This window comes from Cyclobacterium sp., assembly GCF_014762705.1.
Lineage (GTDB): Bacteria > Bacteroidota > Bacteroidia > Cytophagales > Cyclobacteriaceae > Cyclobacterium.
Genome location: NZ_JABURL010000107.1, coordinates 104,581 through 130,009, shown reverse-complemented (window position 1 = coordinate 130,009; position 25,429 = coordinate 104,581). Strand labels below are relative to the sequence as shown.

The 25,429-nt window shown below is 44.9% G+C and carries 15 protein-coding genes and 1 tRNA gene; 1 reads left to right on the top strand and 15 read right to left on the bottom strand.

The genetic code is table 11. The features are described from left to right. Positions 1–59 precede the first annotated feature (59 nt). From HUJ21_RS21585 to HUJ21_RS21540, 10 genes are all read right to left on the bottom strand, one after another. On the bottom strand, positions 60–857 hold the full coding sequence (locus HUJ21_RS21585) for a DUF1080 domain-containing protein (protein ID WP_291372741.1): 798 nt from the start codon (positions 855–857) through the stop codon (positions 60–62). A gap of 78 nt (positions 858–935) precedes the next feature. Continuing rightward, positions 936–3,578, bottom strand: a complete 2,643-nt coding sequence (locus tag HUJ21_RS21580) for a c-type cytochrome (protein ID WP_291372740.1) — start codon at positions 3,576–3,578, stop codon at positions 936–938. A gap of 222 nt (positions 3,579–3,800) precedes the next feature. Beyond that, on the bottom strand, positions 3,801–5,306 hold the full coding sequence (locus tag HUJ21_RS21575; protein ID WP_291372739.1) for a RagB/SusD family nutrient uptake outer membrane protein: 1,506 nt from the start codon (positions 5,304–5,306) through the stop codon (positions 3,801–3,803). A 30-nt stretch (positions 5,307–5,336) separates the two neighbouring features. Further along, entirely contained in the window at positions 5,337–8,432 is a 3,096-nt protein-coding gene (locus tag HUJ21_RS21570) for a TonB-dependent receptor (protein ID WP_291372738.1), read from the bottom strand. Positions 8,433–8,791: 359 nt separating this feature from the next. Continuing rightward, complete coding sequence (locus tag HUJ21_RS21565; protein ID WP_291372737.1) at positions 8,792–10,297, bottom strand: RagB/SusD family nutrient uptake outer membrane protein; 1,506 nt, start codon at positions 10,295–10,297, stop codon at positions 8,792–8,794. Between the two features lie 19 nt (positions 10,298–10,316). Continuing rightward, complete coding sequence (locus HUJ21_RS21560) at positions 10,317–13,391, bottom strand: TonB-dependent receptor (protein WP_291372735.1); 3,075 nt, start codon at positions 13,389–13,391, stop codon at positions 10,317–10,319. 290 nt (positions 13,392–13,681) lie between these two features. After that, the gene (gene rplS, locus HUJ21_RS21555; RefSeq protein ID WP_166145942.1) at positions 13,682–14,047 is read right to left on the bottom strand and encodes a 50S ribosomal protein L19; all 366 of its coding nucleotides are present in this window, start codon (positions 14,045–14,047) and stop codon (positions 13,682–13,684) included. A 57-nt stretch (positions 14,048–14,104) separates the two neighbouring features. Continuing rightward, positions 14,105–14,830 (bottom strand): tRNA (guanosine(37)-N1)-methyltransferase TrmD, encoded by a 726-nt coding sequence (gene trmD / locus HUJ21_RS21550; RefSeq protein ID WP_291372733.1) that lies wholly within the window; start codon positions 14,828–14,830, stop codon positions 14,105–14,107. 1 nt (position 14,831) lies between these two features. Continuing rightward, on the bottom strand, positions 14,832–15,362 hold the full coding sequence (rimM, locus tag HUJ21_RS21545) for a ribosome maturation factor RimM (protein ID WP_291372732.1): 531 nt from the start codon (positions 15,360–15,362) through the stop codon (positions 14,832–14,834). Positions 15,363–15,376: 14 nt separating this feature from the next. Then, positions 15,377–16,114: a 30S ribosomal protein S16 gene (locus HUJ21_RS21540; protein WP_291372730.1), complete on the bottom strand. Its 738-nt coding sequence runs from the start codon at positions 16,112–16,114 to the stop codon at positions 15,377–15,379. Between the two features lie 362 nt (positions 16,115–16,476). Here HUJ21_RS21540 and HUJ21_RS21535 point away from each other — a divergent pair. Then, positions 16,477–16,548 (top strand) — tRNA-Arg (locus HUJ21_RS21535). Positions 16,549–16,609: 61 nt separating this feature from the next. Here the strand turns inward: HUJ21_RS21535 and HUJ21_RS21530 are convergent. From HUJ21_RS21530 to HUJ21_RS21510, 5 genes are all read right to left on the bottom strand, one after another. Next, on the bottom strand, positions 16,610–17,389 hold the full coding sequence (locus HUJ21_RS21530) for a glycosyltransferase family A protein (protein WP_291372729.1): 780 nt from the start codon (positions 17,387–17,389) through the stop codon (positions 16,610–16,612). Further along, a complete protein-coding gene (locus tag HUJ21_RS21525; protein WP_291372727.1) occupies positions 17,386–18,219 on the bottom strand; it encodes an FkbM family methyltransferase in 834 nt (277 codons plus the stop codon). The genes HUJ21_RS21530 and HUJ21_RS21525 overlap by 4 nt, the downstream gene beginning before the upstream one ends. Positions 18,220–18,305: 86 nt before the next feature. Further along, on the bottom strand, positions 18,306–19,334 hold the full coding sequence (gene pheS, locus HUJ21_RS21520) for a phenylalanine--tRNA ligase subunit alpha (protein WP_291372726.1): 1,029 nt from the start codon (positions 19,332–19,334) through the stop codon (positions 18,306–18,308). A 76-nt stretch (positions 19,335–19,410) separates the two neighbouring features. Continuing rightward, complete coding sequence (locus HUJ21_RS21515; RefSeq protein ID WP_291372725.1) at positions 19,411–23,763, bottom strand: hypothetical protein; 4,353 nt, start codon at positions 23,761–23,763, stop codon at positions 19,411–19,413. A gap of 468 nt (positions 23,764–24,231) precedes the next feature. Further along, a complete protein-coding gene (locus tag HUJ21_RS21510; protein WP_291372724.1) occupies positions 24,232–25,266 on the bottom strand; it encodes an RluA family pseudouridine synthase in 1,035 nt (344 codons plus the stop codon). Positions 25,267–25,429 lie beyond the last annotated feature (163 nt).

Here is a 25,429-nt window from a genome sequence, read left to right as displayed (position 1 = left end):
CTATCCTGTTCTTTCGGGTTTGCTCCCGAAAAAATGTACAGCATTGCAACAGCCTGTCTTCAAAGCTCCTTCAGGAAGATATTCCGGTATTCAACTTGCATGGGTGGCCCTACATGCACCTGCATGCCCAGGTATCCCTTCATGGTCCGGTTGGCCGGATCTTCATCCGTCACATCACTCATGAGGGTGCCGTTGATAAAATGCTGCAACCTGTTCCCCTTAGCGATAATGTGGATTTCATTCCAGTCATTGGACTTGACCACCTTTCTCATCTCTTCACGATCGCCCAGTTCTTCTGTTACCTCCAAACCCAGCCAGGCATTTCTCTCCACATTGGCTCTCAGGTCACCTTCTTTTTCCTGTGGATTGATTTTCGTTTTTTGTCCGATATAGGCCAGGGTAGTTCTTTTTCTTTCTTCATAATTCTGACCGGTATAATTGTTCTTGCCGTCAATATCCGCCTGATATCCTTTCAAGGCATGATCAAGGCCCTCCACCAGATCGCTGCGGTAATTCACACCGGAGTTGCCGGCTTCTGTTATTTTGAATTCGGCCTTGAACTCAAAATCAGCCGGCTGTCCACCCTGCCAGATGATGAAATGATTCCTGTCCAGAGTCGTCTCTTCGGTAATTTCACCTATCAGTGCGCCATCTTCAACCCGCCAATAGGTAGGATCTCCATCCCAACCGTTCAAGGTACTTCCGTCAAAAATCTGTACAAATCCGTCATTGTCATCCTGAGCCTGCACAGCCTCTGCAACGCTATCAGTTTCAGAATCGTTTTGTTGGCCAGATCCACAGGCAAAGACCAGTGTGGAGATAACAGCCATAAAGGTTATTTGAGAAAATTGCTTCATTTTAGTACTGGTTTGGTTTAAATTTTTCAGGCCAAACATATACTGTCTGGCCTGAAATACTAAGTTATTGTGAAAACTTTATTGGTAAACTTCATGGTTCGGATCTCCTCCCGACACCAAATAAGCCATCAAATCTTTCAATTCTTCTTCGTTTAACCGATTTACCAAACCCGGCATCATTACAGACACTTCGGACTCCTTGATACTGGTCACCTGATCTTTAGGAACTTCTTTGATCACTTCAGGAGCAAAAGGATTTTGCGAAACATAATAGGTATCGTCATCTTCACGGATCAGCCTGCCCACTACAGAGGATTTGTCACCCATAACAAAAACCATGGCTGCGTATTGATCCGAAATGACAGCACTTGGATCAAGGGTGGCTTCCAGAATGTCCTTAGGAGTAAAACGGTTACCCAACTGGGTCAGGTCGGGGCCTACGGCTCCACCTTCTCCTCCAATGGCATGACAAGAACTGCAAAGCGCTGCTCCATACATGGCCTTGCCCTTCTCCAGGTCACGGTTGCTCAGGTCAGCTACCATTGGTGCCGCTTCCTCCACAGTCCATCTCCTTCCGGGGCCTTCCGGCTGTACTTCCGAAGCGGCAATATCGTTACCTGAACCGGTAAGCATTTTGCCACCGGAAAGCTCATCGTAACGGTCAAATTCACTTTGAGGAACGGTGCTCAGTGCCATTTTTCTTGCCCGGTCAATGAAGCCCACGTAACTTCTTCCTCCCTTATATTGGAAAGCATTGTGAGTCCAGTTGAAATATTTCTCGTAGGATGCCTCATCCCAGCCGGCTTTTGCTCCTCCCAATACGGTAGCGTAATAGGTTTGCTGTGCAGGAGGCACGTTAGCCAACATGTTGGCAATATCCAATCCATACTGAGGGTTTCTCATGATCAAATCAGAAGAAGCCGTTAGCGTTTTCTGGAAATTCGGATCGTCCTCTGCACTTTCAAGCAGGCTTAGTAACTGCGGCACAGCTGAAGGAGCCTCCAATTCCACCAATACCTTCCCAAGTACCCTGTTCAGGCGATTGCTTCCGGCAGGGAAATTTTCATCCAGGTAGCTGATCAACTGATCTCTTACGGCACCGGTTGGATTGCCGTGGCGGTATATCACTACTTCGATCGCTCTGGACAAGTTCATTTGATCTTCCTCACTCAGGGAAGCATAATCGATTCCCATCAGGGCCTGAAGCATCGCATTTCTTTGGGAGGCACTGCCATGCCTTGCCATTGCAATCATGGCTTGGGTCAGGGTCCTTGGGTCGCTTTCACTCAAGGCTTTGTTTTGCCATTCGGAAATGGGCTGGTGCTCTACGGCAATTCTGGCAGCATACTGAACAAATCTGTCTTCATGCTTTAAATAAGGCCAGGCAAAATCTATGGCCTCAGGATTGGGACCAACGTGATACGCTTCCAGACTTCTTCGGATTTGATGTTCTTCCGGTAAATCAGCTTCACTTAATCCACCGTTACCATCACCACTTAAATCTCCGGTATAATGTACACGGTACAGATCAGATTCCAATCTTCTTCCCCCCGTCATGAAATACAATGCCCCATCGGGACCAATGACTCCGTCAGTTAACGGAAGCGGAGATCCGGAAATGAACTCTTCCCCGGTAGCTTTATAGGATCCACCATCGGGCTCCAAATTAATTTTATACATGATGCCAAAACTCCAGTCAAATGCATACAATGCATTTCTATAGTCTGCCGGAAATTTTGCATTGGTACCGTAAAACACATTGGTAGGTGAGCCCTGACCAATATTCAGAATAGCAGGAAGGTTATCGGTGTAGTCTGGGGACCATTTTTTGTTTCCTGTTCTCCATCCATATTCACTTCCGCTTGTTACATGATTGATCCGGGTAGGACGGTACCAGGGCATTCCAAAATCCCATTCCATGTCCGAATCGTAGGTGAAAAGATCTCCTACTTCATTGAAAGCAATATCAAATGGATTTCTATAGCCTACACTGATCAATTCCCATTCTTTTCCTTCGGGATCAATTTTGGCTACCCAGCCTCCCGGTGCGCCTCTGTTATTGGCATGGCCACGGGGGTCTTTGATTTCAGGGATCAGGTTGTCATCTGCCCAAACCCTTGGAATCCGGTAATGATCCATTTCAGGTACATCAATGTGATTTCCTACAACGATATAAATTGATTGACCATCGGGGGAGACCACCATGCTATGGGGCCCATGTTCTCCCGGACTTCCTGTAAATTCCTTAATGGTGGTGATTTTATCAAATTGATCGTCACCATTGGTATCCTGCAAGCGGTAAAGACCCGTTTCTTTGTCAAATTCTTCATTTGCCCGGTTATTCACCATCACATATAGGCTATTAAAGGCATAAAGTAAACCTTGCGCGTAGCCCATTCCAATTTTGCCATCACCATTCTCTCCGATAATGAGTTTTTCCACCTTCGGAGTCAGTGAATCCGAGCCTATAGCAGGAACCTCAAGCCGGTAGATGGCACCATATTGGTCCACAGTCAACAGCCTGTCCTTGTCATCGAACGTCATACCCACCCAGGAACCTTGTTCATGGTCTCCCGGGCTGTAAAGGTGTTCTGCCTCAAAACCGGAGGGTAATTTTAACTTGGCTACTTTGGGATGCAGATCCTTTTTCTCCTTACTGCCCCCATCACCGCATGCTCCTGCGATTACCAGGACAAGCACGGCCATCAGCCAGTTTTTCATTGAATTTTTATAATACATATGTTTGTCATTAATTGGCTATTCTTTATTTATTAGATGTAAAGAAACCTGCTTAAAATTAACCCAATTACCTCGTTAATTAAAGCCAGTAATAGGAAAATTACACCTTTGGTCACAATTAACCAAAAACAGCGGAAAGCCAGTATGCTCTCCGCTGTATGTTAAAGGCTGGGTTATACCGCTATTTTCATGCTACCTATTGGATCAGAAATGAGGAGTGATCTCCGCTTCTGCAGCCGGCAAGGCATAATATTTGGTAATATTGGTAAAGGCATTGGAACGGAAAGTTGCTCCTTCAGGATAATAATAGTCCTGTGGATTGGCTAAAGCCCTTTGTCCGAAATCTCCGATGATTTCCTGTACCCTGTCTGCACGGGTGATGTCAAACCACCTTTTGTTTTCAAAGGCCAGTTCCACCCTTCTTTCTTTAAAGATGGCTTCTCTCATATCCGCCTGACCGGAGGCATTGGTATCTTCCAGTCCAGCCCGGGCCCTCACATCGTTCAGGTAGCCGGCAGCTTCTTCGGTTTTGCCCTGCTCATTAAGCGCTTCCGCAAGGAAAAGCAATGTCTCTGCGTAGCGGTAAATCGGCCAGTTTATTCCATGGTTGCCATGCAGGTCATGGTGCTTGGCATATTTTTTAATATATGGATACACCTTGTCTTCCCGGTCACTACCTGCAATTTCCACGTAAGCTATGGAAGCATCCTCTCTCAAATCCCCTTCTTCATAGGCAGCGATAATATCCGGAGTAGGAATGTTGTTTCCTTCACCATCCAAAGGTTGTGGGTTAGAAGTCCCCGTGATGGGCTGCAATTCATCAGGAGAAATAGGTCGGGGCATAAAAGCATACAAAAAGTTGCTGTTCAAACCTTCCGGGCCTTCCAAATATTGTACCTCGAAAATTGACTCTGCATTGTTTTTATTGCCTACACTTTCGGAAAAAACATCTTCATAATTTTCGATCAATTCGTATTCTCCACTGCTCACAATAGCCTTCAACAAAGTTTCTGCTTCTGCCCAACGCTTCTGGGTGATAAACACATCGGCAAGCAACATCTGGGCAGCGCCCTTGGAGGCTCTGCCTACCCCTTGCTGAGAACGTACAGGCAACAAATTGATGGCAGACTGAATGTCACCGATCAAATGCGTATAAATCTCGGCTTCGGGAGTTAATGGCAATGCAGCTTCTTCCCGGCTGGTCACAGGAGTAAGGTGCAAGGGCACGCTTCCAAAGTAACGGGCCAATTCGTAATAGGCGTATCCGCGCAGGAATAGTGCCTGTCCCTTCAGGTTGTCCTTAGATGCCTGATTGAACTCCACATCGTCAATCAGATCCAGAATCTGGTTTGCCCTGGCGATGATCAGGTAATCCTGCCGGTACTGGTTCAACACGTGTGTATTGGAAGTGATTCCCTGCGCTTCTGGCAAGGCATGATCCGACAGGTCTTCCTGCTGCTCGGTAGCACCAAAGTTAATATTTCGGGCATAAATCGTATTGTCCGAACGCATTTCACACAATAACCACGACCGGTCATCTGCAATGGTTCTCATTGGCGCATAAGCTGCATTTACCGCTTGTTCAAAGTCGGACTCTGTCCTGTAGAAGGTAGCCGAACTCAATGCAGTTTCCGGGGTAATAGTCAAGAACTCTTCGCAGCTTGACAGCATGATTCCCAAAAACGCTAGTATGATATGTATTTTTTTCATTTTTAAGTCAATTTTAGATGAAAAGCTTCTTTAGAAGGTGATGTTAGCACCTACAGTAAAGGTTCTAGGGACAGGATAACCGGTAAGGTCAACTCCCTGACTAAGGTTTCCTCCGTCGCCATTCCCATTATTTTGCTGACTAACTTCAGGGTTTGGACCTCCCCAGTAAGGAGTAAAAATGTACACATTTTGTACAGCAGCATAGATTCTGGCAGACTTAATCACGTTGGCAATTGCTCCCAGATTGTATCCCAGCGTTATGTTTTTGATGGTGAAAAAGGAAGCATCCCAGACAAAGTTGCTGTTGGCCCAGTCTCTCTCGATACCGGTGACGTTGCCTCCACCCACGGTGGTACCGAAAATTCCCTCACCAGGATCTTCGGGAGAACGGAAACGTTCGGTGGCTTTTTGTACCATATTGAACACACCATCCAAATTTGCAGTACTGTAGAGATGTCTCATGTACAACTCATTTCCATAGGAACCTGACCCTATGATATTCAAATCCCATTTACCATAACGGAAATTATTGGTGATTCCATAAGTGAAATCTGGGAATGGATTGCCTATGATGGTTCGGTCATCGTTATCACCACCTATGGTAATGATGCCGTCACCATTGATGTCTTCTAATTTAATAGAACCAACGGTAGACCGGCCAGGTACCTGCGGAGAACTGTTCAGGTCTTCCTCATTCATGTAGTTACCAAGCTTTCTCAATCCATAAAATTGTCCGAATGGCTGTCCAACCTGTGTAATGTGAACGTTACCATACACCCGATCAATTCCTTCGGCAAGATCCATTACCTTATTTCGGTTAAAGGAAATATTGGCATTGGTGGTCCAAATCAGTTTTCCCTGGGTATTTCTGGAAGTAATGGCAAATTCATGTCCCCAGAATTTAATCTCGCCTATATTATCCGTAAAGCTGCCAAATCCGGCCTCTTGAGGAATCTGCACATTGTACAGCAGGTTGGTAGTGTTCTTGGTATAGAAATCATAAACAAATTGAATGCGGTCGTCAAACAATCCCAGGTCCAATCCAATATCAAACTGCTGGGTGGTTTCCCATCCCAGGAATGGATTTTGCAAGGAGGTAACTGCAGCTCCGGGCACCACTGAATTGTTAAAAACATGATTTACGGTATTGTTTACCAGGGCATATTGGGTATAGTTACCGATGTTGTTGTTTCCGGTCACCCCGAAACTACCCCTGATTTTGGCAAAAGAAACCTTATCACTGGTATTCAAAAATCCTTCATCTGACATGACCCAGCCGGCAGAAACAGAAGGGAATACACCCCAACGGTTTTCAGAACCGAAGCGGGAAGAACCATCCGCCCTGATCGCAGCAGTCAACAGGTATTTACCCTGGTAATTGTACGTTAACCGGCTAAGAAAGGAAGTCAAAGCCCATTCCTGCACATCAGATATGGTGCTTCCTCTATTGATATTGATGGCTCCTTGTACGGTAGGCAGGCGGTCATCCGCATAGGTATTGGCGGCCACCTGTGTACGGTCCAATCGGAATTTCTGATTGGTAAAACCTCCCAGCAACTGGAAATTGTGATCGTTGATGGATTTGGTATACGTTACCGTATTTTCATTCAACCAACTGAATATTTCCCGGTTATCACGAACGGAGGAAGCCACCGTCGGAATGGCTACATTCATACCAGGTGTGGCAGTGGAAGGGTTGAAATAGAAATATTTGCTATTTCTGATTTCCGCATTAATGGTGGATTTGATTTCGAGACCCTCTATTGGCTGGTATGACACATAGGCATTGGACAGCAAATTGGTTTGTTTGGTCTCATTGGTAATTTCCAGGGCAGACCTTACGTAATTGGGATAAGCAAATATATTTCCCGTTTCGCTGGGAAAACGGTTAAAATAGGTCAGTTCACCCTCATCGTCGTAGATCGGCATATTCGGCCAGGTATGCAGGGCATTGAACAAAATACCGGTACCTCTGGATCCATCTGTTCTGGGTGTGTTGTCTCGCACATAAGTCGGAGCCAGGTTAAAACCCATGGTCAGCTTATCTGAAGCCGTGTAATCAGTGTTTAATCGCAATGAAAACCGCTCGTAGTCGGTATTCAATACCACGCCTTCCTGATCAAAATAGCCTGCGACAACCGAGGTTCTCATTTTCTCGGTATTAGAGTTGATTGTCAGGTTATAGTTGGTGATAGGAGCCGTTTGCAACAAGGCATCGTACCAATCCTGTGTTTGTCCCTCGTACTGGGAAGGATTTTGGAACATGTCAGGGACAGGACGTCCGGCATCTTCAAAATACTCCTTCTTAAACTGAGCAAACTCTACTGCGTCCATCATTTCCAGGCGGTTGTAATGGGGTACATTCTGCAATCCTGTATACACATTCAGGGCAACCGAAGATTGGCCGGCTTTCCCTCTTTTAGTAGTAATCAGCACCACTCCGTTTGCTGCACGTGATCCATACAAGGAAGTAGACGCCGCATCTTTCAGAATGGTAATGTCCTGAATTTCATCCGGATTCAAGGTAGAAATATCTCCGGTAATAGGAAATCCATCAACCACATACAGTGGGTCACTACCAGCGGAAACAGATAACTGTCCCCTGATCCGGACATTCATGCCCTGACCGGGTTTACCGGTGGTTTGGTTGATCTGCACTCCGGCAAGCTGTCCCTGCAGCTTCTGCGCCATTTGCGTAGCTGGTATGTCCATCAGGTCATCTCCCTGGATGGTTTGTACCGATCCCGTGATTTCCTTTTTTAACTGGCTACCGTAACCCACAACTACTACTTCCGTCAAATCACTCATGGATGAAGCCAGCACAATCTCATACTCGGTTTGTCCTCCTTGTATCGGTACTTCTTGCGTGGTGTAACCAATGTAGCTCACAGAAAGCACTTCTCCCGATGATGCCTCTACCTGAAACCTTCCATCCAGGTCGGTAACCGTCCCCCGAGTAGTACCTTTAACAAGTACAGAAACTCCCGGCAAAGTTTCATTGTCTCCCTCAGAGCGCACCACACCGGATACGGTGCTTTGCGCATAGGAAACAAAAGTCAATAGCATGGCTGCCATGAATGCAATCATGCGCCTGCTATCCAAAATTGGGTAACAATCTTTTTTCATAATTTTTAGGTTAATTTACATGGATTTATTCAACCACCTTCACAACTTTACCTGTGAAAATATCCCTAAATTAATCATATATTTTAATAACAGCCATCCTGTACTGTGCTGAATTGAAAAAGCCAATGGTCATTTTGGAAAAATGACCAAACTGGTATTATAAGCACAAGATTTAATAAAAAAAGAAATTTAATTCTGACCGAACTGGTCTTTGTACCAATCAAAAAAACTTTGTGTTCGAATCCTCTCCATTGTAAAATATAATACTGAAAATTGACAAAGGCAAAAAGTAATACCACCGGAAAACAAGACAGTCAAATCTGCTTTCCGGTGATAAAAATCATATTTTTATTTCTGATTTAGTACCCCGGATTTTGGGCCAAATCCGAATTGATCCTGATTTGGTCCTGAGGGATAGGAAACAAAATTTCATGGGCCTCAAAGATAAAATCTCCATTGGAAAATGGAATACCCTCCCTTGAAGTAGTGGGGTCGGCACGTTCTCTCAATCCATAATCATTCAGGAAACTTACCAGTTGCTGCGTATCCATGGTCCTTTTCAGATCAAACCAGCGGTGGTTTTCAAAGGCCAGCTCGATTCTTCGCTCCTGCATTACAGCCTGACGGAAGGCATCCTGTCCCAATCCACTTAAAGGATCCAGACCTGCCCTTTCCCTTACATCATTCAGGTAGCCATAGGCCGTACCGGTAGGACCATCCGCCTCATTGATGGCTTCTGCCAGCATTAACAAGACATCTGCATACCGGATCACCGGCCAGTTGTCATTGGTAACTCCACGGATAGAATGGGGATGGTTAAACTTATTAATAAAGGGAACTCCAACATAATCTCCCTCCAGATTGGTATAGCCTTCTTTCAGGGAGACTTCTTTTCTCAGGTCTCCTTCTTCATACGCTGCAATGATGTCATTGCTAGGGGTATTCCAACCACCGCCTTCCTGGCCCGGAAAATCAATCACCGCTCCAAAAGACTCCCTGGGTGCGAAGGTGTAGATGAAATTACTATTTACCCCAAACTGATTTTCTCCCTGGTATTGAATATCCCAAATGGATTCCTGGTGATTTTTGTTTTGCGGGTCGAACACATCTTCATAATCCGGCAGCAAATCATATCCCAGCGAGGTAACCTGATTCAGCGCCTGAATGGCCGGACCATACTCTTTGCGGGTCAAATGTACTTTTCCCAAAAGGCTCAAAGCCGCTCCTTTGGTCACCCGGCCTACTTCATCGGCATAGCTTTCAGGCAAGGAATTGACAGCATCATTCAAATCCGAAAGAATCTGCTGGTAAACGGTCTCAACGGGTTGCCTCTCATATTCAAACGCTTCGGCAGGTGAACTCACAGGTTCAGTGATGACAATCACATCTCCAAAGTGCTGTACCAGGTGGAAATACAGATAGGCCCGTATAAATTTCAATTCTCCTTCAGAACGGGTCTTGATGGCCTCGCTGGCATTGGACTCTGGAAGTTTCTGCAGCGCAGTATTCACATTTACCATCACCCCATAGGTACTGTTGTACAGGTTGGTAATATTGGGCGTGGCCGGATTGTATTGCCAAAATTCCAATGCTTCCAAGGCAGGTCCCTGTCCCCTGTTTCCCGGGTTAAAATGCAAGGTGGTATTGTCAGAAATAAATTCCGTGTATTGCCATTGGTTTAAATGGAGCGGACGTAATTGTCCATATACTCCATTGACCGCCTGAATAACCTGCGTCTCGGTCTGGTAGAAATTGTCAGCTACCAAAACGGTGGGGTCGGTTTTGTTCAGAAACTCTTCATCGCATGCCGAAAAAGCAAGCAAGGATCCCAGACAAAACAATTTTATTTGCGTGTTTATTTTCATCTCTTCGGTAGTTTAATGTTTAGAATCTGATGGTCGCACCCAAAGTAAAGGTTCTGGGCATTGGATAGGCTTCATCATCTACCCCTATATTGATTCCCCCTCTACGATTGATTTCCGGGTTTGTTCCTGGAAAATCGGTGAAAAGGAAGGGGTTTTCCGCACTGAAAAACACCCTGGCATTGGGAATCACCGGATTTTTAGGGACGGTGTAGCCCAGGGTAATGTTTCTCAGCCACACATGCGTCGCATCATATACATAACGGGAATTGGATTCCCGCTGCCATTTCCAGGTATTGGTGGTGGCACCACGTCCGTCGCCCGGATTTTCTGCAGATCTCCAGCGGTTTACTCCGGACTGCAGGATGTTAAACACGCCGTCCATGTTCATGGTAGTAGCCTCAATGTTTCGGAATACATCATAGTCAAAGGCACCGGTAAACATGAAGTTAAAGTCAAAGCTCTTGTAGTCTCCGCCAAGGGTAAAGCCCAGAATGTAGGCAGGGTGTGGGTTGCCGATCTCTATCATGTCCTGCTGGTCATAAGATATCTCTCCATCTCCATTGGCATCAAAATATTTGTAGGTTCCGGGAATGGCACCATCCTGTGTAGGCCAGGCTTCGATTTCATCCTCCGTATTAAAAATGCCCTCCATACGGAATCCATGCAACATGGCCAGGGGTCGACCCACTTTAGAAACATTATAGGTACTATAAAAACCACCAGACCAGATCTCGTCATTTTCGCCCCTGATTTCAAGGACTTCATTCCTGTTAATGGTCAGGTTCAGATTGCTCCGCAGGTTAAGCTGACTGATACGAGTACGGTAATCCAGTGCTAATTCCAATCCCCGGTTTTGCACCTGCCCTACATTATCCAGCGACTGGGTGAAGCCGGAGATGACAGGCATCTCTACCGAAAGCAGCATATTGTCTGTCAATCGGTTGTAATACTCAGCGGTAAAAATCAAGCGGTTGTCAAACATGGCCAAATCCAGACCTATATCCGTTTGTTGGGATTGTTCCCAACCCAGGTTGGCATTCGCAAAATTGGACAGCACCTGTCCATTGGCAATGGTACCGCCCAGCACATAATTGGAAAGCCTCATATTGGATAAACTGGAATAATTTCCGATGGCGTTATTACCTGTAATTCCATAACTGGCCCTTAATTTCAGATCGGTAATCCAGTTGGTCTGGGGCATAAAGGATTCTTCGGATATTCTCCATCCTGCAGAAAAGGCTGGAAAGTCACCCCATTTGTTGTTGGCTCCAAACCTGGAACTGCCCTCTCTCCTATAGGATGCGGAGAAGAGGTATTTGTCCTTAAAGGAATAATTCACCCTGGCAAAATAAGCCAGAAGGCTCCAATCTGCTTCACCTGAACTGGATACCTGCCGGATAGCCGCACTCAGGTACCGCACCTGATCGTTGGCAAATTCGTTCCCATTACCCTGAAGGAATTTGAAGGTTTCTTCCTGAGCTGAGAATCCCAGCAAACCATCCACCCGATGGCTGCCTAAGATTTTACTGTAGGAAAGCAATTGGTCTGCAGAGATATTCAGTACCTCATTCCTTCTCTGGTACAAAGTGGCCTCTCTGGGAGGCGCCTGGTTAAAGCCCGTTCCGGCCAAGGTTGACGGCCTGAATTCCTTCTGATCCGTATTTTCAAGAATGGCGTTGACCGATGTTCTGAATTTAAAATCTTTGAGAAATGAAAATTCCAGGTACCCATTGGTCAATAGGTTGTTTTCATTCAGGGTCCTTTCCATTTCGTGCAGTTCCTGTACCACATTGGCTGTACCGAATACACCATGCGTACCCCCGATAAAATCATTGAAACTTCCATCCTCATTGTAAACAGGATTCCTGGGATCTGCCCACAAAGCCCTACCTATCAGGGCATCCCTTCCTTCCGTAGAAGCATAATCCTCCCTGGAATGGGAGGCTGCAATGTTCCAACCCATGCTGATAAAGTCATTGATCTTCCCATCGATATTGGCCCTGACGTTAAATCTCTCGAAGCCGGTCTCGATTACGGCACCCTCCTGATTGATATAGCCTACGGATACCAGGGAGCGGATATCTCCCTTTCCAGCCGACAAGGTGGCATTGTAATTCTGAAAGCGGGCATTTTGATTCATGATCTCCTCAAACCAGTCTGTGGAAATGGTGGTTTGCTCCGGAAACCTGAATTCCAAAGGAATTTCTTCCAATGCCGGCTCACGCTGTTCGAAATAACGAATTCTATCCACAAAGCTATCGTGCTTGAACTGAGCAAACTCCGGACCGTTCATCATGCGCGTTCTTCTTCCGTCAGGAACATTCTGAATGCCGTGATTGACCACAAAATCCAGGTTAACGGTTCCTTCTTTAGCGGATTTGGTGGTAATCAGGATTACGCCATTGGAGCCCCTGGCTCCGTAAATTGCTGTAGAGGCAGCATCTTTCAGAACGGTCATACTTTCGATGTCGGCAGGATTCAGGTTCTGTCCCAGGGAAGTTCCGATTGGAAAGCCATCCACTACATAAAGCGGCTGGCTACCGGCTCCCAAAGAGCCAATACCCCTGATGGTGACCTCCATTTCCTGACCCGGTCTGCCGGTTGGTTGTCTGACCTGCACACCTGCGGCTTGTCCTTGTAGCAAACGGGTAACATTGGTAGTAGGTACATCCCCGATATTTTCCATATTGATCACCGAAACGGCAGAAGTAATGTCTGCTTTTCTTTGTGAACCATAGCCTACGACCACTACCTCACCCAGATCACCTATAGAGGCTTCCATGCTGATCTCGTAGTTGGTTTGGCCCCCGGTAACAGCTACTTCTTTGGTTTCAAAGCCGATAAAACTTATGGTAAGGGTTTCCCCTGAGGATGCTTGTATGGCAAAATCCCCATCCATGTTGGTAACCGTACCGCGGGTAGTCCCTTTTACAAGGATGGAAACCCCCGGAAGCGGTTCAGCATCTTCTGCTGCTACGACCTTTCCTGTAATCTGCCCAGCCTGTTGGGCATAGCCTTGAAAGGTCATCAACATCAGAAAAGCCATTACTGCAATTCCAGACCCCCTGAGGGCAGAATAGTAACATTTTTTCATTGTTTCTTTGAGTTTAGTTAAAATTGATTTAATGATTATAAATAAACCCAAATTCTCCTGAAATACTATCCTGCACTATCCTGTTTAAATAAAATAATATAATGGTATAAAACTAGATAAAAAGTAATTAATGTCGTTTTTTGAAAAATAAAGAATTAATAGTGAAAATTATTAATAGAAATAATAGACAGAAAAAGCAGCTGTCTACTCCGTGGGAGGGAATAAAAAGGTGGCAACAAAAAAAGGGCCAAATGGCCCTTTTTTATGTAATGTAAATCGTGAGTTGAAGCTTATTTCTTCACCCTGATTTTTTCTTTGATCTTAGCGGATTTGCCTTGTCTGCCTCTCAGGTAGAAAAGTCTTGCTCTCCTTACTTTGCCCTCACGGAGCACTTCGATCTTCTCCAGACTGGGAGAAATGATGGGAATTATTCTTTCCACACCAATCCCGTTGGAAATTTTTCTTACCGTAAATGTCTCCCCATTGGTATTGACATTTTTCCTTTGGATTACGGTTCCCTGAAACTGCTGAATACGCTCTTTAGCACCTTCAGTAATTTTCACGTGAACATTGACGGTATCGCCGGCTTTGAAAGCAGGGAATTTCGATCTTGCGTCTTTATAATCCTGTTCTACGAATTTAAGTAGTTCGCTCATTGCTTTACTATTTTGCTTCTCGCTGATATGGATACCCGGGGGATATCCTTGATTGTCTTAATTATCGTTTCGTTCTTTTATAATATCGCCTTCTTCAGCAGAAAAACTTCCAGCAATCAAATCTGGCCTTCTTTCTCTGGTCCGGCGAACCGATTGTTCAAATCTCCATGACTCAATATTTGCCGCATGCCCTGACAGCAAAACCTCAGGTACCTTCCAGCCATCAAAATCGGCCGGTCTGGTGTAAACAGGAGGGGCCAGGAGGCCATCCTGAAAGGAATCTGTCAGTGCGGAAGTTTCATCGTTCAACACGCCCGGAAGCAAACGGATGATGGCATCTGTCACCACCGCCGCAGCCAACTCTCCTCCGGAAAGCACAAAGTCACCAATACTGATTTCTCTGGTGATCAAATGCTCTCTTACCCGCTCGTCAACTCCTTTATAATGACCACAAAGGATGATCAGGTTTTTTTTCAGAGACAATTTATTGGCCATGGACTGGTTGAAACAGTCCCCATCAGGTGTCATGTAAATGACCTCATCATATTGCCGCTGGCTCTTCAGGTCAGCTATGCAATTGATAATGGGTTCGATCATCATGACCATTCCTGCTCCACCGCCAAAGGCATAATCGTCCACATTTTTCTGCTTACCGATACCGTACTTTCGCAAGTCATGAAGCCTTACTTCAGCCAGGCCCTTATCCTCCGCTCTTTTCAAAATAGAGTGGGAGAATGGACCTTCCAGAAGTCCGGGCAATACGGTAATGATATCAATACGCATATCAATCTTCCAGATAAATGTCAAGCAAGCCTTCCGGCAAACGGCAGAAAACTTTTTTCTCTGCCTTATCTACTTTTTGCAAAATACCTTCCTGAATGGGAATAAGCACCTCTTTTTCCTTGTATTCCATTCCTATCAGATCCTGGGTATCCAGGTCATAAATGACCTTTACCTCTCCCAATTCGCCCATATTTTCATCTATTACGGTAAAACCTACCAATTCATGAAAATAATATTGGTCTTCCTTGAGTTCCGGTAAAGCCGAAAGGGGAAGGAAAAGAGCCGCTCCCACCATGGGCTTGACCTGATCTACATGGTCAAACTCCTCAAATTTTGCCAGGAATTTGTTGTTGGGCTGAGGTACCATGTGTTCCAGAATGAAAGGTACCAAACGGTTGGCCTTCTCCACGAAAACATGATTCAAATCCTCATAGTCTTCCGGAAAATCCACATCCAAAACCAGCAACAACTCTCCGTGCAAACCATGAACCTTGGCTATATGGCCCAATTGAAAACAATTGTCTTTGTTCATGGCTGAAGGTAAATTTAATCTTTTTTATCTTCTGAATCAGCAGACTTATCAGCTGCAGGAGTTTCTTCCTTAGGCGCATCAGCGGCTTTTGCTTCGCTTTTAGCGGCTTCTTCCTTTTTAGGAGCTTCTTCCGTAGGTGCTTCAGCTGGTTTTGCTTCTGCTTCAGGAGCCTCTTCCTTTGGAGCCTCTTCTTTAGGAGCTTCTTCCTTAGGTGCTTCTGCAGGTTTTTCTTCCTCCTTAGGTGCTTCAGCAGCCTTAGCTTCCGCTTCAGCAGCGGCAACTGCGGCGGCGGCATCGTCCTCCCGCTTCTTGATGGCATCAAGTCTGGCCTGGTTCTTGGCAGCTTCCGCTTCCAATGCAGCCTTTTTGACACTGTCTTTTGCAGATTGGATTTTATCCACTTTGCTGGCGATAGTCTTCTCCTTATTCTCTAACCAGGCCTGGAATTTTTCATCCGCCTGTTCCTGGGTGATCGCACCCTTAACCACACCGATTTGCAGGTGCTTTTTCAACATCACACCACGGTAGGAAAGCATGGCTTTTACCGTATCTGTGGGTTGTGCTCCATTCATCAACCATTTTAACGCACGGTCATTGTTGATGTTAATGGATGCGGGGTCAGTATTGGGGTTATAAGACCCGATCTTTTCAATAAAGCGTCCATCCCGTGGAGCCCTTGCATCAGCTACTACTACATCATAGATGGCCATTTTTTTCCGGCCCCTACGTGCTAATCTGATTTTTACTGCCATATTATATTGACTTTTAGTGAATTGATGGAACCCGTCCATCCTTAATTTTTGGACTGCAAAGATAAGGCATTAAAATCAAAAAGAACAATAAGCCGATCTTTTATTTGTGAAATAGTAAAATAATGGTTTAAATTGCGGTGTTTTTCAGGGGAAAAGCCCCTGATTTTGGCTTAAATAAAACCTTAAGGGCTGTTTTTCAATAAATTAGCCATCAATAAAGCATGGCCTCGTAGTTCAACGTCCGCCTGGCTGATGCCAGTCGGACAGGGATAGAATACCTGCCTGCCGGCAGGCAGGGAAGTTTCCTAAACCCGGGCATTCAATTGGGCAGCAAAATAAAAAATTTGATCAATTTATAATATGGCCTCGTAGTTCAACGGATAGAATAGAAGTTTCCTAAACTTTAGATACAGGTTCGATTCCTGTCGAGGCTACAAAAAACCCCATTTACAGTATGTATTTGGGGTTTTTGTGTTTTGGGGGACAGTTTGGGTTTCAAATTTTCCCCACCCACCTCAACAAGGTATTGTATGCCCTGGACCAGCTGCGCTGAAACCGCAGGGGTCCATTGAGTTCCCTTTCAAAAAAATCCCGGTGCCTGGCATTCAAGTAGGCAATCCGCTCCCGCTTTCTCTTGCCGGTGCCTGTCTTTTTCCGCTTGCTATCGGGTGTCATCCGGTAATAAAAACCAACAAAAGGAAGCTGCACAACTTCCCCGCCATCCTTGAGCATCTTGATCCAAAACTCCCAATCTTCCCGCCCCATGTGCATGTCCTCCGAAAATCCGCCTACCGCCAGGGCATCTGCTTTCCGGAACAGGGCAGCCACAAAAATCATGTTGTCCCTGGCCAGGGCAGCCAGGCTGAAGGGTTTCAATTTCCAGGGTTTTTGCCCTGCTTCAGAAAATTTTACCGCCTTACAGTAGACGACTTTTACCTCAGCCCGCTCCCTTAGCAGCTCCACCCCAGCCCCGATGTAGTCTGCAGAAATCTTATCGTCGCCATCCAAAGGCAGGATGATTTCTCCTTTGGCTGCTCTAACTCCCGTATTTCTGGCTTTGGCCACTCCACCATTCGCCTGGTCAATGACAGTAAGTTCTTTATGTTTTCTCTGAAGGCTCATCGCTACTTCCAGGGAATTGTCAATAGAGCCATCGTTGACAAGGAGTACTTCTAAAGGACGGTAGCTGGAGGCCAATACCGATTGCACCGTTTCCTCAAGGTATTTCCCCTGATTGTAGCAAGGGATGACTACGGAAACGAGTACACTTTTCATCCCTCAAAAAATCGGTTGTACAAAGGATTGGACCTTTTCAGCGCCAACGTATTGGGGCCGAATTTTCGGGTTCCGTAGCCATTCTCCTGCAAAAGGGAAAGGCAGGCAGCATAATCTGCCTCCTTTAAACCCACGTTTTCAAATACAACTGCCTCAGGCTGACTTTTGGGTATATCAAAAATGCGGATCACCTCCAGGTCATAGCCCTCAGCATCGATTTGCAGCAGGTCTATGTGATCAAGCCCATAACGCTGTATCAGGGTATCTGGAGCAATTACCTCCACTTCTTCCTGACTGATCCATTTGTTTTTATCTTCCGGGATTTCAATGCCGAATTTTTCACAATTGGTAGCGACAATACCTTCCTCAAAGGCCTGTTCGATTTTTTCCCTGGAAAAGGAAGTCAGTCCGGTGGCCCAGCGCATATTGGAAAATCCGATTTTAAAAATAGGTTGGGTACCATCTTTCTCACCGATTGCGGCACAAACCGTTTTTATGCCTTCATTTTTTGCATAGATCTTTTTCAGGAATTGGTGGTACACATCCGGCTGGGGCTCAAGCAAAACGCCTTTCCATCGGTCCCTTTTAATAAATTTATGAATGGGATCATGTGTGATGCCATCGTTGGCCCCTATCTGTATAACTGTAAAACCAGATCTTTTGGACAAGGAATAGGTGCTGAGAAATTCACTCAGGCTTCCTTTGCCAGGATTGTAAAAATATTTGTAAAAACCCAGAAAAGCCGGGTTATTGGACGCACTTAGCTGGAAACGCAGGGCCTTCCATTGGCTTTGTAATTTTCTCTTGAGCGGCAAAAATAATGATTTCATAGTCCTTATGTCCAAACCTTCTGTTAAATATGGCTGCCCCTTTACCAGATAAGCCTGCCTTAATCCATTGAAACCTTGCTTTTAACTTAGAGAAAGCCCCTAAACTGCTGAAGGAAGCGGATATCGTTTTCTGTAAACAACCTGAGGTCATTGATCTGGTATTTGAGCATAGCGATACGCTCTATCCCCATACCAAATGCAAAACCGGTATATTTTTCTGAATCTATGCCACAATTTTCCAGCACATTGGGGTCCACCATCCCTGATCCGCCGATTTCCACCCAGCCGGTACCCTTACAGATATTGCATCCTTTACCTCCACAAAGCTGACAGGAAATGTCAATTTCCGCACTGGGCTCCGTAAATGGAAAAAAGGAGGGCCTAAACCTGACCTGGGTATTTTTACCAAACATTTCTTTGGCAAAGTGATACAAGGTTTGCTTTAGATTGGCGAAGCTTACGTTTTCATCCACATAAAGGCCTTCCACCTGGTGAAAAATACAATGCGCTCTGGCAGAAATGGCCTCATTCCTGAATACCCGTCCCGGAGAAAGGGTCCGTATGGGGGGCTTTTCATTTTCCATGACCCTGACTTGCACCGAGGAAGTGTGCGTCCTCAGGGCAATATCAGGATTTTTCTCAATAAAGAAAGTATCCTGCATTTCCCGTGCGGGGTGATTTTCAGGAAAATTCAGGGCAGTAAAATTATGCCAGTCATCTTCGATTTCTGGTCCCTCCGAAAGATTGAAACCAATTCTTTCAAATATTTCTACAATCCGCTGCCGGGTGGCAGTAAGGGGATGGATACCCCCAACAGGCCAGGAAGTGGGGGGAAGGGTCAGGTCAATGCCCTGGTTGGCCTTTTTTTGTCCTCCATTGTCGATTTGTTGGATCAGGGCCTGAAATTTTTCTTCTGCCAGTTGCTTGACTTCATTGACCTGCTGTCCGTAGGCTTTCTTATGTTCGTTGGGAATATGCCTCATTTCAGCAAAAAGAGCGCCCACCACACTTTTTTTACTGATAAAGCGCATCCGGTATGCTTCCAGCTCTTCCCGATTTTCGGCATTGGCTGCTGCAATTTCCGTTTTGATCTGATCTATTTTTTCGCTTTGCATGCGCAATTTGGTCTTTTTAAGACCACAAATCTAAAATAAAATATTGAGGTGACCTACCTTTTAAATCAGGTAAAAATTATTCTTGCCCCTGGATTTGAGCTTCCTCCTCTTCTTTTCTGGGAATTTTGGGTTGGATCAAGCCCGAACTACCCATCAAACCAGAAAAGGTGGCCTTCCACATGTAGTTAAAAATGAACTTGTGGGTCATACGCTCCATATAGATGGGCGAGGACACCAACCGGTTAAAAATGGGACGTGGATTGTTTTTTCGCATGGCCAGGGCATTGATGACGAAAGTAAGTATCCCTTTGCGCCCTCCGGCTTCCCTGAGGGTGCGCTCTTCCAGAAGCCGTACTTTCAAATCGTTGTATTTAAGTGTCATTTCACCTATGGCCTTGTCCTGATCCGCAATAAAATGCCAGTCTCCACCTTTGATAACTCCTCTTTCAACGGTAACAAAAGCATTGGATTCTAAGATGGAATTGATCACCGGAAGCTCAAAGGAATTTACGCTGGCCCTGACTTGAAGGGGATAAGGTTCCTTAAAAGTCATGGAAACATCAACTTCCAGTTGAGCCGCCTGGTTGATCTCAAATGATGCATTGATAAAGGCCTTATCTCTTTCTTCCCGAAATGCTCCCAGCCTGAAGGGATACATTTGGGCATTCATCTTTGTAAAGCTTATTTCTCCTGGCACCATACCCTTTTCGGGAAACTCCCTGTACCTGAGACGGCCATCTATAACAATAAGGGTATCCAGGTCCAGGACCATTCCTGCTGCTTCCATCAACTGCTGAGGCATGGGTTTTACCACGGTGGTATCTTCGGTTACCCTTTTGTCCCTAAAAACCTCAGCATAGGGAGCAAAAAGTGTCATGGAACGGGCTACCAACTTTTCTTCAGCCAAAAATTTCCCAGCCTCCAAACCATCGATAACCAGCCTGGGAACATAAACTTCTGCTACATCTGTCTGCTCGCCCACCTTTCTGGCATAGGCGTAGCGGCCTACTTTCGGAAAAAAGCGTACATCATTCAACACGAGCTTATTTTCTGAAATCAACACCTGACCAATATCCAGTTGGTTGAGGCTATCCGGTAATTCAAGGGTGTAATCCTTTAATTCCAACTGGAAATCCTTGTTGAAAAAAAATGCTGTGTTAATGGTTTGATTTTGGGTAAAGTCAAAATTAAGGTCGCTGAGGAGCAAACTCAGGTTATTCAATGCGGTGAGCTTGGTGGTATCGGCTTTATTCATCCAGGAAAGTTTGCCTCCGGTGAGTTTAAAATTTCTCACCAACAGGTTTTCCAGCACATTTTGTCCCGTTTCTCCTTTTTTCTCACCGGGCTTGAGCCGGGTCATGTTTTCCTTACCATCCAGGTAGAGACTGACTTCCGGATCGGTCAGCTCCAATAAAGAAACATCCAACTCGCCGGTTTTTTGAAAGCTTTTCAATGACCGGGTGCTTATTGAAACTTTGGGCACCCGGGCTTTCAGGATGGGAACGCCTTTGGTACCGGTAAAATTTCTGGGAACCACACTCAGGTTTTCCAAAATGATTTCTTCATCCCTGGAATCCAGTTCTATATTGGAAAAATTAATGGAATGTATACTGTCCTTTAAGGCCAGGGAAAAATCGTCCACCCCCAGGCTCATATTGGAAAAGAAACTGGCGATGTCCCCTTCTGCAAGTCTGGCAGAATCAAGAAGAAAATCAGTGATGGCAATGTTTATGCCTGTCTTGATCAAATCCAAATCTTTCCCCTCCTGATAATAGGCTACATTAAAAGAGGCATTTGAGGTAAGTATAGAATCTATTCTGATCACCTCAATTGTATTGGGCAAATTACGGCTTCTGGAATTTTCTTCTTCCGCTTCATCCCCAAACTCCCTGTTAATGGAAAGCTTCACTGCTGCATCAGAAAGCCGGAGTTGGGATAAGGAAAGGGTATTGTCAAAAAGAAAGGCTTCCAGATCCACACCGCTAAAACTGAGCTCAGGAATAACAGCCTCAATACTCACTTTTGAATCCAAATAGCTGTTTGGCATTAAGCGGACATTGAAGGTATTGATTTCTTCTCTGGCTGAATTAAAGGCTATCCTCTCCGCCACTATGTTGTATTTCCCGTTGGCTATATTAAACAAATAATTGTTCAAATTAACATCTACCTCTTCTGCGAAAAGTGTGCGGTTTTCTGTTGGGTCTATGTTTTCATCCAGATAAAAATTCCTGATTTTTACCGCAATATCATTCTCTGCAAAGGTCCTGAACGTTTCATTGGCAAAATTTTCGTAAACAAAAGTCCCCTCGGCTATGCTTAACGAATCAATACCCACCTCCCTGAAATAGTTTGAAATAAGATTTAAAATATCTCCCCGCTCCAACTGGGCCTGTTGCGCTTCATCACTGGGCATGTATTTGGACCAGCGAATGATCGGGCTTGGGATATCGATATGGTTGATAAACAAACGCTCTTCAAAATAAGCCTGATTGATATCCACTCCCCTGGCCAAAAACTCCGGTATCTCAATGTCCAGGACAGTGGTCTTGCCATACCTTTCCAAAACAGGCATTATGTCCTCCGGCGAATGAGGCTTGAGCCGGAAGCCATTGATCAAAAGTAACTCATCATTGGTATCTATCAGTATCTTGTCTGCTGCAAAAAGGTGCAGGTTATCTGATAATTTCAAGGCATAATCACTGATCTCAAGACGAAGGTTGTCTGCGAGGAAAATTCTGGAAGAAGAATCTGTTCGCTGTTGCTCATCCAATTGGAAATTTTCCAGCACGAAGTCTATCCTGCCGAAGGAAAGGCTGTCTTGCCGCACCCTGAGGTGATTGTCCAGGACCAGACTGCCTTCTTCCATTTCCAGTTTTTGGATGTATATGGCTTTCAAAAAACCCCGGGTAAGCTTAGAGAGGGCTGTCATAGACACAGGGGCGTTATCCCGTGAGGCATTGCCCAAAATATCTTTTATGACCACGTCGGGCGCCCTGATCATCAACTCCCCTATATCAATGATCTTATCATTATAAATTTTCCTGAGATTGGCATTGGCAAAAGCCAATTGCGGTACTTTGATTTCAAACAGGGAAATATCTGAAAGGCTGTCCTCATCAACGATTGGCATTAATTCCACGTTATTGATGGTCACCCGGTCTTCAAATGAGGAAAGATAGATATCCTGGCCCGATACCCAATGGATTTCGTCAGCCAGGGCTATCCTTGCTTTTTTGATTTCCAGGCTGGCATCCTCAGCGTAAAAAAAACTGTTTTCGCGCAATGCTTCATCTTGTCCTATATAAACATCCTCCATTGAAAACCGAATGTCTTCTGCTTCTATTCTGTTCTTATTGGGGGAAGCAACTCCTCTCTGAAGAAATTGTCCGTGATTGATGGTGAGGTGCTGTATCGAAATGGATGTCAATACCTCCCGGATAAGTTCATATAGATCAGTGGTCCTTCTTTCGCTTTCCAGGGTGGACCTGTCGGTGTAAAGCACAAAATCAGGCGCTTCAAGATTCAGGTCCCCCACATTTACTTCCGCTGTCTGAAACATCTCCATGATGTCTGCATCGGCCAGCTCCAATTGGTCCAATGAAATTTCGTAATATACATCAGCCGGTTTCTCCAGATCCGGCATCACCTGAAGCATTTCGGCCTCGATTCGTTTTTCCAATGAGGAGATGGCTACTTTTTGGGCCGCTACCTTATGGATGCTATCTGCCAAAACAATTTCAAAATTGTCAAAATCCAATTCAAAACCTTCAATCCCGAATGGCGTCAATTCGCTTTTATCCTTACTTAGGTGGATGTTTTTTACATACAAATTGGTATTGGAGGCCGATATGGATTTTTGGCTGATAAAATTTTCTATCAATAAATTGGCCTGATCCACATAAAAATCACGGATAATAATTTCCTGAACCTTGGTACCCAAAGATTTTTGAATTTCAGCTTCCAATAGTTGAAGCGGACTTTCATCTTCGTTTTCCGGTAGTTCGGCCTGTTGCCGGGCTTGTACCACAGGTGAGCTCAGGCGAAGCACACCTATGCTTAAACTGCCGCTATTCCGGGAATAGCCCACACCCAATATATCCAGGTGTTCGAGTGATATTTGGTAATAAGGTATTCTCTCCCGGTCAAAAATCTCCGGATCGATGGGATAAAGGGTAAATCCCTCAACAAAAACACCTACCTGAAAAAGAGAAACATATACCTTATCAAAGTCTACTCCGTATTTACCAGCTGAGGCTTTTTCTACCTGCTGTTTGATGAATTCCCTAAAAAGCCAGTCGCTCCCAAAATAGAGCCCTGCCTGCAGGGTCAACAACAGGAAAACAAGGATCCCAAATACCTTCAGCCATCGCTTTCGCCTGTTACTTTGCTGTTTTGTATTTAAATTATCTTCACCCATTTGCCAGTTCAAGAATACAAAATAAAGTGGATATTATTCAATAATGACCAACAAAAGAAAAATTGCATCAGGATTTGGCCAAAAAAAACCGGAAATTATTCGGTAAAATAATTTCCGGCGAAAAACTTTTGCTGTAGGAGAAGGATTCGAACCTCCACGGAGCTGTTAGGCAACACATTGAGCTCGATGTGTGCTTTATCCAGTACACCAGATAAATCTGGATCCTCCACCCCCGAGACAGGAGGGCTTGTCTGCCAATTTCAACATCCTACAATTAGTACCAATAAAATAATGGTTGGTTTAAAACAGAAACCAAATATTATATTGATGCTTCAAATGTAATGAATTCCTCCATTTGAAGAAATTTTTTTATAGAAAAATGTGTTTTTTTATAAAAATAAAAATTAATTAAGGTGTTTAATTCATTTTTGGCAAAAAGCAACTTGTTTTTATTATTTTAATTAACAATTTAATAACCCCTTATTTTTCATATTGAACATAGTTTTTCCATTTCTCAATAACGGATTCCATATCTGCAGGGATTTCGCTATCAAAAAACATCTTCTTTCCGGAAACAGGATGGATAAATCCCAGGGATTTGGCATGCAAGGCCTGCCTTGGCAAAAGTTCAAAACAATTTTGTACAAAGGTTTTATACTTGGAAAACTGCGTCCCCTTTCTGATTTTGTCCCCTCCATACACCGAATCATTAAACAATGGATGTCCCAGGTATTTCATATGAACCCTGATTTGATGGGTTCTTCCGGTTTCCAATGTACATTCAATCAAGCTGACATACCTCAGCCTTTGAATCAATTTCCAATGGGTGACGGCTGATTTACCTGTATCCCCATCGGGATAAACCTGCATTACCTTTCTGTCCTTTAGTCCCCTGCCAATGGGCACATCAATGGTTCCCTCTTCTTCTTTCATCTCTCCCCATACCAGGGCCAGATAACTGCGCTGTATGCTGTGGTCAAAAAACTGCCTGGCAAGATGAGTCATTGCCTTTTCGGATTTAGCCACCACCAAAAGCCCGGAAGTATCTTTATCTATGCGGTGTACCAGCCCGGGGCGACCTGAATTTCCGGGCAATTCAGGGAGACTTTTGAAATAATAGGCCAATCCATTTACCAGGGTACCCGTCCAGTTACCATGGGCGGGATGCACTACCATACCTGCGGGTTTACTTACCACCAACAGGTGCTCATCTTCATACCGGATGTCCAGAGGAATGGGCTCGGGAATCACATCCGGATCTTTTCTGCTCCTTTCCATGACAAAACTGATCAGATCCCCTGCCTTGGTCTTGTAATTGGATTTTACAGAAAGGCCATTCACTTTCACCTCCCCATCTGTGATGCGTTGTTGCACTTTGTTTCGGGAAGCATTGGCTACTTTATCTGTAATGAACTTGTCTATGCGTAAGGGACGCTGCCCCGGATCAACAAACAATTCGATTCGTTCAAAATAGGATTCCTCTTCCGGTAATTCCTCGTCTATGGATTCAGTCATGGTACAAAATTAGGATTTGATCAAAAACAATCGGTATTTTATCATTAAAATCCACAAACCTTTCAGTTTCTGTCGATCGTCAGCTGTTGGTTGCACCCGAAATTTGCATGAGAAATTCTATTGCAGTCTTGTCCCAAGCCCTGTAATATAGACCGGGTTTAAG

Coding starts and splice junctions, on each gene's coding strand:
- trmD (WP_291372733.1), bottom strand. CDS start 14,830: ATGCGTATTGATATCATTACCGTATTGCCCGGACTTCTGGAAGGTCCA.
- rimM (WP_291372732.1), bottom strand. CDS start 15,362: ATGAACAAAGACAATTGTTTTCAATTGGGCCATATAGCCAAGGTTCAT.
- HUJ21_RS21525 (WP_291372727.1), bottom strand. CDS start 18,219: ATGAAATCATTATTTTTGCCGCTCAAGAGAAAATTACAAAGCCAATGG.
- HUJ21_RS21570 (WP_291372738.1), bottom strand. CDS start 8,432: ATGAAAAAAGATTGTTACCCAATTTTGGATAGCAGGCGCATGATTGCA.
- HUJ21_RS21530 (WP_291372729.1), bottom strand. CDS start 17,389: ATGAAAAGTGTACTCGTTTCCGTAGTCATCCCTTGCTACAATCAGGGG.
- rplS (WP_166145942.1), bottom strand. CDS start 14,047: ATGAGCGAACTACTTAAATTCGTAGAACAGGATTATAAAGACGCAAGA.
- HUJ21_RS21540 (WP_291372730.1), bottom strand. CDS start 16,114: ATGGCAGTAAAAATCAGATTAGCACGTAGGGGCCGGAAAAAAATGGCC.
- HUJ21_RS21580 (WP_291372740.1), bottom strand. CDS start 3,578: ATGAAAAACTGGCTGATGGCCGTGCTTGTCCTGGTAATCGCAGGAGCA.
- HUJ21_RS21575 (WP_291372739.1), bottom strand. CDS start 5,306: ATGAAAAAAATACATATCATACTAGCGTTTTTGGGAATCATGCTGTCA.
- HUJ21_RS21565 (WP_291372737.1), bottom strand. CDS start 10,297: ATGAAAATAAACACGCAAATAAAATTGTTTTGTCTGGGATCCTTGCTT.
- HUJ21_RS21585 (WP_291372741.1), bottom strand. CDS start 857: ATGAAGCAATTTTCTCAAATAACCTTTATGGCTGTTATCTCCACACTG.
- pheS (WP_291372726.1), bottom strand. CDS start 19,334: ATGCAAAGCGAAAAAATAGATCAGATCAAAACGGAAATTGCAGCAGCC.
- HUJ21_RS21510 (WP_291372724.1), bottom strand. CDS start 25,266: ATGACTGAATCCATAGACGAGGAATTACCGGAAGAGGAATCCTATTTT.
- HUJ21_RS21560 (WP_291372735.1), bottom strand. CDS start 13,391: ATGAAAAAATGTTACTATTCTGCCCTCAGGGGGTCTGGAATTGCAGTA.